Origin of the sequence: Vogesella aquatica, from assembly GCF_028548455.1 — a bacterium.
Classification (GTDB): domain Bacteria; phylum Pseudomonadota; class Gammaproteobacteria; order Burkholderiales; family Chromobacteriaceae; genus Vogesella; species Vogesella aquatica.
The window spans coordinates 61917-74859 of sequence record NZ_JAQQLF010000020.1 but is presented as its reverse complement, the minus strand read 5'-3'; the positions used below and the strand labels follow the sequence as shown (position 1 = coordinate 74859).

Annotated in this window: 9 protein-coding genes and 3 tRNA genes; 7 read left to right on the top strand and 5 right to left on the bottom strand. The window is 60.9% G+C overall.

Annotated features, from left to right (window positions below):
• The first annotated feature begins 494 nt into the window (after window positions 1-494).
• The 4 genes from PQU95_RS14820 to PQU95_RS14805 all read left to right on the top strand — a co-directional run bounded on the left by PQU95_RS14820 (window position 495) and on the right by PQU95_RS14805 (window position 2043).
• Window positions 495-1721 carry an aspartate kinase gene (locus PQU95_RS14820; RefSeq protein ID WP_017508151.1) on the top strand — a complete coding sequence of 409 codons (1227 nt, stop codon included), beginning with the start codon at window positions 495-497 and terminating at the stop codon, window positions 1719-1721.
• A gap of 65 nt (window positions 1722-1786) precedes the next feature.
• A tRNA-Ser gene (locus PQU95_RS14815) sits at window positions 1787-1880 on the top strand.
• 6 nt (window positions 1881-1886) lie between these two features.
• A tRNA-Arg gene (locus PQU95_RS14810) sits at window positions 1887-1963 on the top strand.
• Window positions 1964-1967: 4 nt separating this feature from the next.
• Window positions 1968-2043, top strand: a tRNA-Glu gene (locus PQU95_RS14805).
• 160 nt (window positions 2044-2203) lie between these two features.
• On the opposite strand, the gene PQU95_RS14800 is transcribed toward PQU95_RS14805, so the two are convergent.
• From PQU95_RS14800 to PQU95_RS14790, 3 genes are all read right to left on the bottom strand, one after another.
• Entirely contained in the window at window positions 2204-3460 is a 1257-nt protein-coding gene (locus PQU95_RS14800) for a DUF1615 domain-containing protein (RefSeq protein WP_272752721.1), read from the bottom strand.
• A 44-nt stretch (window positions 3461-3504) separates the two neighbouring features.
• Window positions 3505-4128: a substrate-binding periplasmic protein gene (locus tag PQU95_RS14795; protein ID WP_272752720.1), complete on the bottom strand. Its 624-nt coding sequence runs from the start codon at window positions 4126-4128 to the stop codon at window positions 3505-3507.
• 132 nt (window positions 4129-4260) lie between these two features.
• A complete protein-coding gene (locus PQU95_RS14790; RefSeq protein ID WP_272752719.1) occupies window positions 4261-5805 on the bottom strand; it encodes a methyl-accepting chemotaxis protein in 1545 nt (514 codons plus the stop codon).
• Between the two features lie 318 nt (window positions 5806-6123).
• On the opposite strand from PQU95_RS14790, the gene PQU95_RS14785 reads away from it, so the two are divergent.
• From PQU95_RS14785 to PQU95_RS14775, 3 genes are all read left to right on the top strand, one after another.
• Window positions 6124-8439 carry a YgiQ family radical SAM protein gene (locus tag PQU95_RS14785; protein ID WP_272752718.1) on the top strand — a complete coding sequence of 772 codons (2316 nt, stop codon included), beginning with the start codon at window positions 6124-6126 and terminating at the stop codon, window positions 8437-8439.
• Window positions 8440-8558: 119 nt separating this feature from the next.
• The gene (locus PQU95_RS14780; RefSeq protein ID WP_272752717.1) at window positions 8559-10034 is read left to right on the top strand and encodes a protein adenylyltransferase SelO; all 1476 of its coding nucleotides are present in this window, start codon (window positions 8559-8561) and stop codon (window positions 10032-10034) included.
• A 173-nt stretch (window positions 10035-10207) separates the two neighbouring features.
• Window positions 10208-11137 (top strand): 2-hydroxyacid dehydrogenase, encoded by a 930-nt coding sequence (locus PQU95_RS14775; RefSeq protein WP_272752716.1) that lies wholly within the window; start codon window positions 10208-10210, stop codon window positions 11135-11137.
• Between the two features lie 8 nt (window positions 11138-11145).
• On the opposite strand, the gene PQU95_RS14770 is transcribed toward PQU95_RS14775, so the two are convergent.
• Both PQU95_RS14770 and PQU95_RS14765 read right to left on the bottom strand, forming a co-directional pair.
• The gene (locus tag PQU95_RS14770; RefSeq protein WP_272752715.1) at window positions 11146-12345 is read right to left on the bottom strand and encodes a GGDEF domain-containing protein; all 1200 of its coding nucleotides are present in this window, start codon (window positions 12343-12345) and stop codon (window positions 11146-11148) included.
• A gap of 119 nt (window positions 12346-12464) precedes the next feature.
• Entirely contained in the window at window positions 12465-12899 is a 435-nt protein-coding gene (locus PQU95_RS14765) for a multidrug/biocide efflux PACE transporter (protein ID WP_272752714.1), read from the bottom strand.
• Window positions 12900-12943 lie beyond the last annotated feature (44 nt).

Genomic DNA, 12943 nt, shown 5'->3' with positions numbered 1-12943 from the left:
GTGGACCATGCCGATTCGGGATTGGAAGGCGGCGCTGACTCGCTTTACCATTCAGTTCGAGGAACGCATTCCACAGGCGTAACCCAAACCCCGTTTACACAAAAATTCGGACAGGCCCCTGCTTTGCCATTTTCTGCCTCCACTACCTTATAACCGGCCTCGCTGAGCGTTTCGAAAGAGATCTGTCTGAGTACCGGCGAATCGTCTACCACCAGGATAATGTGTTTCATGGTCTGTCCAGTCTGCCTGGTGCGGCTGTGTTTATCTTTTAGCGGCTTCTCTTATCATGCTAGTTGGCCGCGCAAGTCTGTCAAATGATGCGTACAGTTGCTGTTGCTTTTCAATGGTATTTTGTATCCATTGAACAGTCTGCGTCCACATGCCGCATGGCAGCAAAAAAGCAGGCCAAATGCGCTACAAGTGCCTTGCCATAAGGGGGTGTATCGGGACAGAATCATTGTCCGACATCCCAACCCTATTCAAGAAAATAAAACATGGCACTTATCGTACAAAAGTACGGCGGTACCTCGATGGGCTCCCCTGAGCGCATCAAGAACGTGGCCCGCCGTGTCGCCAAATGGAAAGCCCAGGGACATGATGTAGTGGTGGTGGTTTCGGCCATGAGTGGTGAAACCAACCGACTGATCGCCCTGGCGAAAGAGCTGCAAGAGTACCCGGACCCACGCGAGCTCGACGTGGTGATTTCTACCGGCGAGCAAGTCACCATCGGCCTGTTGGCCATGGCGCTGAAAGAAATCGGCGTGAATGCCAAGAGCTACTGCGGCTGGCAGGTGCGCGTGGTGACCGACAGCGCCCACACCAAGGCCCGTATCCAGTCTATCGACGAAGCCGCCATGCGTGCCGACCTGAACGCTGGCCGTGTTGTCGTGGTGGCCGGTTTCCAGGGCCTGGACGAAGACGGCAATATCACCACGCTGGGTCGTGGCGGTTCCGACACCTCGGCCGTGGCCATGGCTGCCGCGCTGAAAGCGGATGAGTGCCAGATCTATACCGACGTGGATGGCGTGTATACCACCGACCCGCGTGTGGTGCCGGAAGCCCGCCGCCTGAAGACCATCACCTTTGAAGAGATGATCGAGATGGCCAGCCTGGGCTCCAAGATTCTGCAGATCCGCTCTGTAGAGTTTGCCGGCAAATACAAAGTACGCCTGCGCGTGCTCTCCAGCTTTGAAGACGAGGGCGAAGGCACACTGATTACGTTTGAGGAAGATGAGAACATGGAAAAGGCCGTAGTGGCAGGTATCGCGTTTGACCGTAACGAAGCACGTATCAACGTGAAAGGCGTGCCGGACAAGCCGGGCATCGCTTACCAGATTCTGGGCCCGATCGCCGATGCCAACATCGAAGTGGACATGATCATCCAGAACGTGGGCGAGAACGGCACCACCGACTTCTCCTTTACCGTGCCGCGTGGCGAATACCAGCAGGCGCTGGCTATCCTGCGCGACGTGCAGACCCACATCGGCGCCGGCAAGATCGACTCCGACGACAAGGTGGCCAAAGTGTCCATCGTCGGCGTAGGCATGCGCTCGCACTGTGGTGTGGCCTCCACCATGTTCCGCACCCTGGCGGAAGAGGGCATCAATATCCAGATGATCTCCACCTCTGAAATCAAGGTGTCGGTACTGATCGACGAGAAATACCTGGAGCTGGCCGTACGCGTGCTGCACAAGGTGTTTGGTCTGGATCAGCCTGCATAGGCAAAATTATTGCAAGTAGTGGTTGACAGAACGCTAAGTGTTAATTAATATGGCGTTCTGTTGACGGAGAAATGGCCGAGAGGTCGAAGGCACTTCCCTGCTAAGGAAGCATACGGGCTTAAACCTGTATCGAGGGTTCGAATCCCTCTTTCTCCGCCACACAGCGCACCCGTAGCTCAGTTGGATAGAGTATTTGGCTACGAACCAAAGGGTCGGGCGTTCGAATCGCTCCGGGTGCGCCACTAGGTCCCCATCGTCTAGAGGCCTAGGACATCGCCCTTTCACGGCGGTAACCGGGGTTCGAATCCCCGTGGGGACGCCAGTTTCAGTAAAAAAGCCATCTTCGGGTGGCTTTTTTGCGTTTGGTGTTCTTTGTAGCCAGGCAATGGGGCGGCAGGCTAACTTGCTGCGCGTGCCTTGCGATGTGCTTATATGAAAAAAGCCCTTCCGATGCGGAAGGGCTTTTTGCTTGTCGGCCCAGCTTAACGCCGTACCAGGCAGCGCTGATAGCGGCCATCGACACGGTCGGCAAACCAGGCCGTGGTGAGCTTGCGGGTGATTTTGGGGCTTTGCAGACGGATTTCCGGCATGATCTCGCGCGCCACCTTGCGCCCCTGGCTTTGGTCGGCAAGTTGCATTACGCGGCCATACAGCGCGGTCTGGGTGAAGCCGGCACTTTTTTCCTGTTTCAGGTCGCGCAGCATGTCGGCGTCGCTCAAGCCCAGGCGGGCGCGCAGCTTGGCCAGTGCCAGCTGGGTGCTGCTGCTGTCGCTGCCGGGTTGGCCGTTCTTGTAGCGTAACAAGTCGCCATCCAGCGCCAGCCTGCTGCTGCTCAGCCTGGCCACGGCTTGCTGGAAGGCGGCATTGCGGCTGGCGTAGCGCCCGGCGTTGAAGTCGGCAAAGCGGTAACGCATCTCGCTATACGGTGCCGGGTACTGCAGCAGGATGGCGCTACCGAAGTAAATACCGCCTTTACGGCTGAACACTTCATCACGGATGCTGCCGTTGCGGGCATAGGGGTAGGGCCAGGCGCGTACGTGCGCTTCGGCAAACTCCACGCTGACTTGCATGGGGCCGCCGGTACGTATGGGGTTTTTCATGCCAACCGGCAAACCCAGCTTTTGCCCTTCGGCCGACATGTCTTCAAACAGGTCGTTCATTTCTTTTTCGGTGCGCAGATTGTCGATGCGCTCCTTGTAGCTCTGGCCGTTCGGCGACTTTTTCAGCAAAGCAGTTTTCACCACCGGCAGCGGTACATAGTAGTTACCGGCTTTGTCTCCGATCTTGCCCCAGACAATTTTTGGCAGGCCAGGTACGACGGGGTCGGCCTGGAAGGTGGATTCCTGCTCGATGACGGCGATGACGGCGCAGTAGTTTTCGGCGCTATGCGGAATCTGCAAGGCGCTGAACGCCGATACCAGATCGTCGCGCCAGCCCTGGCGCGGCTTCACGTAATCGGGTAGCAGCTTGTCCAGCAAGACCTTGGGGTTGGCCGCTACTGGTTTGACTGGCGCCACCACAACCGGCGGTGGCACTACCACGACAGGAGGCGTCACCACCGGCTGGCTGCTTGCCGCTGCTTGGGGCAAGGGCTGGCTACTTACCGGCGGTAACGGGGTGGTCGGCTGGTTTTGCTGCAGGATCGGGGCTGGTACCGGCTGGCTGGCCAGCGGGCTAACCGGTGTGGCGCAGGCGGCCAACATGCCGCTGCTGCCTAGCAGGCAGAGGAGTTTTTTCATGGTAGGGGGCCGGAATGCAATGCGGCATTCTAGCCCACCGTGCCTTAGCTGTATCGCTTCAGGATGCGCTGGTATTCGCCGTTTTGCTGGATGTGCCTCAGGCCCTGGTTGAAGGCGTCGCGCAGGGCGGGCTGCCGGAACAATACCCGGTAGGGCAGCTTGATGAAAATGTCGTGGTAGCTGACAGGCAAAGGGGTCTCGCCAAAGTCGGTCTGCATGCGTTTATTCATGTAGTTGAAGATGCGGTAGTCGGCCACCACCACATCGATGCTGCCACGGTACAGCAGGCGGTTCTGGTCTATCTGGTTACCGGTCTCGTGGTAGTCCGGGTGCTTGGCCGCCATGGCGGCAAACTCGGTGCCCAGGTATTGCCCGGCCAGCGGGAAGGCCGAGATGCTATAGCCGGCCAGGTCGGCAATGCGATGAATCTCCAGGCGGCGCTGGGTCAGGCTAATGGCCTTGTCTTCGTAGCTGATGTACACATCCGAATACGCCCCTTTGGCGCCGGACTCCGGCACGATGGTGGCTACTGCATCTATCTTGCGGTCGGCCAGGGCTTGCGGCAGGCGTTTTTGCGACAGGAATACCGGCTTCATCTCGTATTGCTGGCTTTTTAACGCTGCCCGGATGATGTCCAGCTCGATACCGCCTTCCAGTTGTGGAATCACATACGGTTCCAATGATTCACCGAATGCTACCGCCACCGTGGTTTGCCGGGGGGTTGCCAAAGCAGCAAGGCCGATCAGCGGGAGCAGTACAGCCGCCAGTACGCGGGGAGTGGGTGCCATGGTGAGTACAGCCTAAAGTGTGAATCGGTGGCTGGCTTGTTCCAGCTTCTGTGTGGTTTGGTCGGCAACCCGAATCAGGCCGTACAGCCGGTCGACCGCCTCATGCTGATTATGCGTATCCTGCAGCACCTCGCCCAACTCTTGTTGCACTTCCTGCCGTAGTTGCTGGCTGCCTTGTATCTGTTGTACGACGTGCTGCAAGGCCTGGCCCAGCGAGTTGATGCTTTCCTGCAGGGCGCTCACGCTGTGGCTGGCTTGCTGTACTTTATCCAGCCCCTGCTCGGACTGGGCCAGGCCCTGGCGAATACTCATGGCCGCCTCGGTAGTAGAGCGCTGTACGGTGCCCAGAATGTCGTTGATGCTGCCGGTGGATTGCGCCGTACGTTCCGCCAGCTTGCGTACCTCGTCTGCGACTACCGCAAAGCCACGGCCGCTTTCGCCGGCGCGTGCCGCCTCGATGGCCGCGTTCAAGGCTAGCAGGTTGGTTTGTTCTGCAATCTCGTGAATGGTGTTGGCCACACCCACGATCTGGCCGGCTTTCTGGGTAAGCTCGTCCAGCAGTATGGTGGTTTCGCGCACCGTTTCTACTACATTGGCCAGTACTTCACTGCTTTGCTGCAGGTCGCGGCCACTATTGCCTGCTGATTCGATGGCTGCTACCGAGGTGGAGGCCGAGTGTTCGCTGTCGGTAGCCAAGCGTGCCAGCGTGTTGGTCAGCGATTGTACTTGCTCGCTCATCTGGCCAATGCGCTCGCGCTGACGGCTGGCCAGCTGTTGTACTTGTGCCGCCTCGTGCTGGATATCCTGCTCGTTGCCCTGCAGCTCGCCGGCGGCATTTTGCATCTGCACGATAAGCTGCTGCAGGCTGTGGCGCATGTCTTCCGTACTCTGTCCTATCTGGCCCAGCTCGTTGTCCGGTTGTGGTGGCAGCGTCAGGTTGAGCTGCCCTTTGGCCAGCCCCGCCATGGCTTTACGCAGCTGGTCTACGCTGCGGCGTTGCTGATTGCTGATCTGGTGTACCAGAAGGATGGACAAAAGCAGCACCAGCACAATGGTGCCCGCCAGAAACAGTCGGCCTTGGTGCACCAGCTGTTCGGCGCGTTTTTCCTCTTCGGCTAGCAGGGTGTTTTCGCGTTTTACCAGTTTGTCGATTTCATAGCGGTGCTGCTGGTAATGGTTGGCCAGCTGGGTAAGCACGCTGCGGGTATCTTGCTCGGCCAGGCGCTGCGGAAAGTACTGCTCGCGCGCCAGTTTGAAGAACTCGCGCGCAGGTTTGTCGGAGGCTTGCAGCAGCAAGCGCTGGCTTTCATCGTTCAGCGGCATGCGTTGCCAGTATTCGTGCCGTGCCTGGAACTCTTTTTCCAGCTGTTGTACCCGGTCCTGGTAGGTGCGTACAGCGGTCAGGCTCTGGCTATGCTGCGCCTGCATGACAACAAGATAAGATTCGATGATGTAGCGCGGTGGCGGCAGAATATCGGCGATCAGGTCTTTGCCTTGCACAATGCGGCTATAAGCGGGGCCGTTGATACGCAGCTCTTCCAGCTGTCGCCATGACATGCCACCGGTGAGCATAAGCCCGATGCCGACAATGGATAAAACCAGCAGAAACTGGGCCCTGATGGACAAACGAGCCAACCACGAATGAGCGGGCATGCTGATGTACTCGGCAATAGTGTTAAATCATTATCGAATACTAAAGAATAGTGAGCAAATTACTTGGCACTATTTTGTGATGCTAGTGTGGTGCCACGCGAAATCCAGCCTGGCTACAGGGTTATTTTCTCGCTATGTTGATGAAAGAAAAGCATTTTTTCAGGTGAAAGCGCCAGCGCTTTCTGGCACAATGCGCGGTCTTTCAAGAAACACCTGTACACAATGACGCTTCCTGCCGCACCCCAAGCCATTAACAGCTACCGCAAGTACTGGGCGCAACGTTTTGGTACCGCCCCTTTCCTGCCCATGAGCCGTGCCGAGATGGACGAGCTGGGCTGGGACAGCTGCGACATCATCATCATCAGTGGTGACTGTTATATCGACCACCCCAGTTTCGGGATGGCGCTGGTGGGCCGCCTGCTGGAAGCGCAGGGTTTCCGCGTGGGCATCATTGCGCAGCCGGACTGGAACAGCGCCGACGCTTTCCGCGCGCTGGGCAAGCCCAACCTGTTTTACGGCGTCACCGCCGGCAATATGGACTCCATGATCAACCGCTACACGGCGGACCGCCGCCCGCGTTCGGACGACGCCTACACCCCGCACGGCGAGCCGAACAAGCGCCCGGACCGCGCCGTGACCGTGTACGCGCAGCGCTGCCGCGAAGCCTACCCTGGCGTAGGTGTGATGATCGGCTCCATCGAGGCCTCCTTGCGTCGTATTGCCCACTTCGACTACTGGAGCGACAAGGTGCGCCAGTCGGTGCTGGCCACGTCCAAAGCCGACATCCTGCTGTACGGCAACGCCGAGCGCGCGCTGGTGGAGATCGCCCACCGTGCGGCCCGTGGCGAAAAGCTGTCCGAGATGCGCGATATCCGCGGTACGGCTTTCATGGTGCCGCACGGCTGGAAGCCGGACGACGAATGGCAGGAGATGGATTCCAGCGTGGTGGATGTGCCGGGCAAGGTGGACGTGATCCTGAACCCGTATCAGGAGATCCCCGAGCAGGCTGCCGAAGCCACTGCGGCCAACGACCCGAGCAAGCCGCAGGTGATCCGAATCGAGTCGCGCGAAGAGCGCCTGGCCAAGCGCCGCGCCGAGCGCGCCAAAACCGTGATCCGCATCCCGTCTTACGAGGCGGTAGCGCACGACCCGGTCCTGTACGCGCACGCCAGCCGTACCCTGCACCTGGAATCCAACCCGGGTAACGCCCGTGCGCTGGTGCAGCTGCACGGCACACGCGACGTATGGCTGAATGCGCCGCCGATTCCGCTGACCACCGAAGAAATGGACTTCGTGTTCGGCCTGCCCTACGCCCGTAACCCGCACCCGGTGTACGGCGACGCGCACATTCCGGCGTGGGAGATGATCAAGTACTCGGTCAACATCATGCGCGGCTGTTTTGGCGGCTGTACCTTCTGCTCGATTACCGAGCACGAAGGCCGCATCATCCAGAGCCGCTCGGAAGAATCCATCCTCAAGGAAATCGAGGAAATCCGCGACAAGACGCCGGGCTTTACCGGCCATATCTCCGACCTGGGTGGCCCCACGGCCAATATGTACCGCCTCAGCTGCAAAGACCCGAAAATCGAGCGCTCCTGTCGCAAGCTGTCGTGCGTGTTCCCGGATATCTGCGAAAACCTGGGTACCGACCACGGGCCGCTGATCCAGCTGTACCGCAAGGCGCGCGCCTTGCCGGGCGTGAAAAAGATCAATATCCAGTCCGGCCTGCGTTACGACCTGGCCGTGAAATCGCCGGAATACATCAAGGAGCTGGTACAGCACCACGTGGGCGGCTACCTGAAGATTGCCCCGGAACACACCGAAGACGGCCCGCTGTCCAAGATGATGAAGCCGGGCATGGGCGCCTACGACAAGTTCAAGGAGCTGTTCGAGCGCTTCAGCCGCCAGGCCGGCAAAGAGCAGTATCTGATTCCATACTTCATCGCCGCCCACCCGGGCACCAGCGACGAAGACATGGTGAACCTGGCGCTATGGCTGAAGAAAAACAACTTCCGCCTCGACCAGGTGCAAACCTTTACCCCGACGCCGATGGCGCTGGCCACCACCATGTGGCACACCAAGCGTAACCCGCTGAAACGCCTGTCGCGCAGCTCGGAAAAGGTAGACGTGGTGCGTGACGGTTACCGCCGCAAGCTGCACAAGGCGCTGCTGCGCTACCACCACCCGGATAACTGGCAGATCATCTACGACGCGCTGGTACAAATGGGCCGCAGCGACCTGATCGGCCACGCCAAGCATTGCCTGATTCCGCCGACGCCACCGGGCGACAAGGCGGCTGCGGCACGCCACCGCTTTGCCGGCCAGAGCCTGGCCGCCCGCGCCAAGGCGCAGCAGGGCCAACCGCGCAGCTACGCCGGTGCGCCGCGTGGCAATGGCAAACCCGCCACCGCCAAGGCGCATGCAGGCAAACCGGCAGCTGCCAAGCCGGCTACTGGCAAGCCCGCTGCGGCCAAACCGGCAGCTGGGCGTGGCAGTGCGGGGGGCAAGCCCGCCGGCAAGGTTGGCCGCGGCCGCTAAGCTACGCCTACAAAGCATGACCCCGGCCGCCTACCAAGGCGGCTTTTTCTCGCCTGCCGCGGCACTTTTGCCGCGCACGGGCTACCTAGTACTGCATGCACATTGCCCAGGTGGTCACCATGATTCGCATCCCGTTTGAACACAGCTACGCCACGCAGCTGCCGCAGGCCTGCGCTGCGGCCAACCCGGATAAACCCAGTGCGCCGCACCTGCTGTATTGGCATGCCACCCTGGCCGGCGAGCTGGGGCTGGGCAGCAGCGGCGTGGATGACGCCACGTTGGCCGCACTGTTTTCCGGTGCGCAGTTACCTGCTGGCGCGCAGCCGGTGGCGCAGGTGTACGCCGGCCACCAGTTTGGCGGCTATTCGCCGCAGCTGGGCGATGGCCGCGCCTTGCTATTGGGCGAGGTAGTGGATACGGCAGGGCAGCGCCGCGATATCGCCTTCAAGGGTAGCGGCCGCACGCCGTTTTCACGCCGAGGCGACGGCAAGGCGGCGGTAGGGCCCATGCTACGCGAGCTGATCATCGGCGAGGCCATGCACGCGCTGGGCATCCCCACCACGCGCGCGCTGGCGGTAGTGGCTACCGGCGATACGGTATACCGCGACCGCCCGCTGCCGGGTGCCGTGCTCACCCGGGTGGCGGCCAGCCATATCCGGGTGGGGACGTTCGAGTACTTTGCCAACCGTGGCGACGACACTACATTGCGCCAGCTGGCGGCGTATACGCTGCAGCGCCACTACCCGCAGCTGCAGCATGCGGCCAACCCTTACCTGGCCATGCTGGAGGCGGTGTGCCAGCGCCAGGCCAGCCTGGTGGCGCAGTGGCTGCACGCCGGTTTCATTCATGGCGTGATGAATACCGACAATATGACGCTATCCGGCGAAACCATCGATTACGGCCCCTGTGCTTTTATGGACACCTACGACCCGGCCACGGTGTTCAGCTCGATTGACGAGCGTGGCCGCTACGCCTACGGCAACCAGCCTGCCATCGCGCAGTGGAACCTGGCGCGGCTGGCCGAGGCGCTGCTGCCGCTGCTGGATGCGGCGTCGATGGACGACGCCGTGGCGCAGGCTACCGGGGTGATTCATGGCTTCCAGGCGTATTACCAGCAAGCGTGGCTGGCGCAGGCGCGGCGCAAGCTGGGCCTGACGGATGCGCAGGAAGATGACCTGGTACTGGCCGAAGACTGGCTGCTGATGCTGCATCGGCAGCGGGTGGATTTCACCCTGGCCTGGCGCTATCTGGCCGACGTGCTGGATGGGCATAGTGCACGCCTGGCGGCCTTGTTCGCGCAGCCAGACGTTTTGCAAGCCTGGCTGGCGCGCTGGCAAGCGCGGCTGGCGGTCAGTGGCCAGCCTGTGGCACAGGTGGCTGGCAGCATGCGTGCGGCCAACCCCTTGTACATTGCGCGTAACCACCTGGTAGAAGAGGCACTGGCTGCTGCCAGCGAGTACGGTGATATGGCACTGGCGCAGCAGTTGCTGGCCGTACTGGCCCAGCCTTATGCGGAGCGCCCGGGGCTGGAACGCTACGCCCTGCCGGCCAGTGCCGAGCTGGCACGCGGCTACCGCACTTTTTGTGGCACCTGACGCCGGTGGCCGGGTGGCGCTATCCTGCTCGCTGCTGTCAAGGCGCAAGCCGGCGGAGACTGGCCGTTTCATATCATCAATAGCCAGTGCCGGGCGCGCTAGCACCAGCCTGTATCTTGGCACCGCTAGCCGGCTGGTTTATAAGTGCTGATCTTCCTTTGGCGCGCCATACCATGATCCTGCTCCATACCCCTAGCACGAAAGAAACCCAGGCTTACATCGCACTGTTCCGTGCGGCCATGCCGCAGCAGACGTTTATCACGCTGGATGAACTGGATGACCCGAACCAGGTGGCTTATGTGGTGACCTGGGGGCCGCCCGCCGGGCTATTTGCCGGTTTGCCGGCCTTGCGTGGCGTGTTTGCCCTGGGGGCGGGGGTGGACAAGCTGCTGGCGCGCGATGACCTGGACCCGGAGCTACCGATCTACCGCCTGCTGGATGGTGGCATGGCGGCGCAGATGCTGGAGTACGTGCGCTTTGGCGTGTTGTCTTACCAGCGGCATATGGATATCTACCGCCGCCAGCAGGCTGACGGGGTGTGGAAAATGCTGCCGCCGCGTTTGCCCGCCGATGTGCGTGTCGGGGTGCTGGGGCTGGGCGAAATCGGCCTGACGGTGGCGCGTGGCTTGCAGGCAGACGGTTACCGCGTACAGGGCTGGAGCCGTACGCCGCGTAGCCTGTCGGGGCTGGTAAGCCACCATGGGCAAGCGGGTTTGCACGCCTTGCTGGCGGAAAGTGATGTACTGGCTTGCGTGCTGCCTTCCACACCCGAGACGGCAGGTTTGCTGGACGCGGCCACTCTGGCGCGTTTGCCTGCCGGTGCCATGCTGATCAACGCCGGCCGTGGTGACCTGCTGGACGAAATGGCACTGCTGGCCGCGCTGGACGAGGGGCGGCTGCGCTGTGCCCAGCTGGACGTCTTTGCCCAAGAGCCGCTACCGCCAGATAGCCGCTTGTGGCAGCACCCGTCGGTAACGCTAACACCGCATATTGCCGCCATCACCTTGCGCCAGCAGGCGGTAGCGCAGATTGCAGACAGGTTGCAGCGTTTGGTACAGGGCGAGGCGGTGGCCGGCCAGGTCGCGCGTCATCGTGGCTACTAGCAAGCAGATCAAGGGTTTTGCCGCAGCAGGGCCGAGCTGACATAGCTTGCCGAGCGAGGGGTGTGGCAGACGCAGTTACGCCCCTGTTGTTTGGCCGTGTACATGGCCTGGTCTGCGGCATTCAGCACGTGTTCCAGTTTTTGCATGCTGGCACAGCCCTCAGCCACACCCAGGCTGGCAGTGAAACTGATGCGATAGCCATCCCGGACCAGGGGCGAATGCGCAATGTGGTGTCGCAGCTGCTCGGCTTGTAGCAGTGCTGTTTCCAGTGGTGTGTCTTGCAGTACCAGGGCAAATTCTTCCCCTCCCAGCCGGAAGGCTTGGCAGTGCTCGCTGTGATATAGCCTGAGGATGCGGCCGAACTTGGCCAGCACGGCATCGCCGATATTGTGGCCGTAGTCATCGTTAATGGCTTTGAAGTGATCGATGTCGATCATGATGATGCTGTAGCGGGGAAACCGCTGCAGCTGCGTTTCGGTGAGCGGTGCATGCAGGGCGCGGCGGTTGAGCAGGCTGGTGAGCGGGTCGTGTTGCGACAGTTTGTGCAGCTGCCTTGCCATGCGGGCGGCAATGCGGACCGTGGCGGTGAGGTTGAAAATGGCCGACATCACCATGAAGGCTACGGCTTGCAGCAGGTTATTGCCACCGGGCTGGTACAGTTCGGGTATCACGTTTTCGCCCAGCCACAGGCGCAGCATGGCACGCCCCAGGAACAGCAGGCCGAACAGGGTGCTCGTTAGCTGGAACAGCCAAGTGCCCGGGCCTGGAAACTCGTGCAGCGTGGCCGAATGGGTGAGCCAGGTACTCCACAGGATGAGGACGGCGACTTCCAGCGAGATGACGATCAGCCGCCAGTCCTTCAGCCCCAGCCAGCCCAGCAGCAGCAGCGGTAAGGTGGCGGCCAGGCTGCCCAGTAGCAATGTCTGGTGCGTGAACGCCGGCAAGCGCATGAAAAGCAGGTTCCCGTTGGCCACACAGGCAAAGCCGGCCAGCAGCAGCCATGACATTAGTGCGTAGGGCAGGGGCTTGGACAGCAGGCCTGCCGGCATCAGCATGCACAGCAGCAGGCTGGAGGCCAGGCAAAGTGATGACAGGCTGTAATGCCACATCAGGCGGCGCAGCTTGCGGATGAGCAGAATGGCCAGCAGCCAGCCCGTACCATAGAGATAAAACTGGACAATAAGCAGCAGCCACTGGTTTGGATGCATGGACTTCCATTCTGTTACGGGGTGCAGTACTGCTGCACGGAAGCCCATTCTTGCCCCAGCTATCAGTTGCGACAACTTCTCTATAAGTCAAAGCGGTCAGGCATTGTTGCGTGCTTTCTTCACTCTTGGCCCCGGCGTAGGTATCGCGCCCGCACCGCATCGTATACCCAGTTGAAAACATAGGTGTACGGCAAGAAGAACAGCAAAATGCCGATATCCAGTAGCAGCGCCTGCCAGTAGCTTATTGCCATCCACCAGGCCACTACCGGTACGCAGATGAACACCAGGCCACCTTCAAACAGCGTGGCATGCAGGCAGCGTACCGCCACCGTGCGTTGCCACTGCCGCGCGCGTTCCAGCCGCTCGAACAGGGCGCCGAATACCACGTTCCAGCTCATGGCAATAGTGGATAGCATGATGGCCAGCACCCCCATCTGCGCCGGGCTGTGCCCCAGCAGCCAGCTGCCCAGTGGTACCAATATCAGCATGGCGCAAACTTCATACAGGACGGCGTGCAAGGCGCGCTCGGGCAGGGTTTTCTCGTGCGGGTTCATGGGGGACCTAAGCTGGCGGTGTGAATCATGCCGACAGTGTGATA